Source organism: Burkholderia sp. E168m23 (assembly GCF_016586125.1).
GTDB classification, from domain to species: domain Bacteria; phylum Pseudomonadota; class Gammaproteobacteria; order Burkholderiales; family Burkholderiaceae; genus Burkholderia; species Burkholderia orbicola.
This window is the reverse complement of sequence record NZ_BCPP01001702.1, coordinates 1-556: the sequence shown is the minus strand read 5'-3', so window position 1 is coordinate 556 and position 556 is coordinate 1. Positions and strand designations below refer to the sequence as shown.

Annotated in this window: 1 pseudogene; it reads right to left on the bottom strand. The window is 72.1% G+C overall.

The features are described 5' to 3' along the window. Nucleotides 1–556 (bottom strand): annotated as a pseudogene (locus JMF90_RS39760) (hypothetical protein); the annotation flags it as partial.

Here is a 556-nt window from a genome sequence, read left to right as displayed (position 1 = left end):
CGTTCTGCAAACCGTTGACGAGGTTCGTGATCGGCGTGATCGGGCTGCCGCCGCCTGCACCCGACAGCGTGCCGACGACCTGGTTCACGACGCCCTGCACCGGCGCCAGCGGGTTCGCGCCGCTGAGCGCGCCCGTCACCGAGTTCAGTGCGTTCGTCAGCGCACCCGCAGGATCGCCGTTGCCGAGCGTGCCGGCGAGTTGCGTGACGACGCCTTGCACCGGCGCGAGCGGGCTGCCTGCACCGCCGACGTTGCCCAGCGTGCCAGTGATCGTGTTGACCGCGTTGCTCAGTGCGCCGGTCGGGTTGCCGCTGCCGAGCGTGCCCGTGACCTGGTTCACGATGTTCTGGATCGGGGTGATCGGGTTCGCGCCGCCGCCGAGGTTGCCCAGGGCGCCGGTTACGGTGCCGAGGGCGCCGGTCAGTGCGCCAGCGGGGTTGCCACCGCCGATGCCGCCCAATGCGCCCGTCACCGTGCCGAGGGCGCCGGTCAATGCGCCGGCCGGGTTACCGCCGCCAACACCGCCCAATGCGCCTGTCACCGTGCCGAGGGCGCC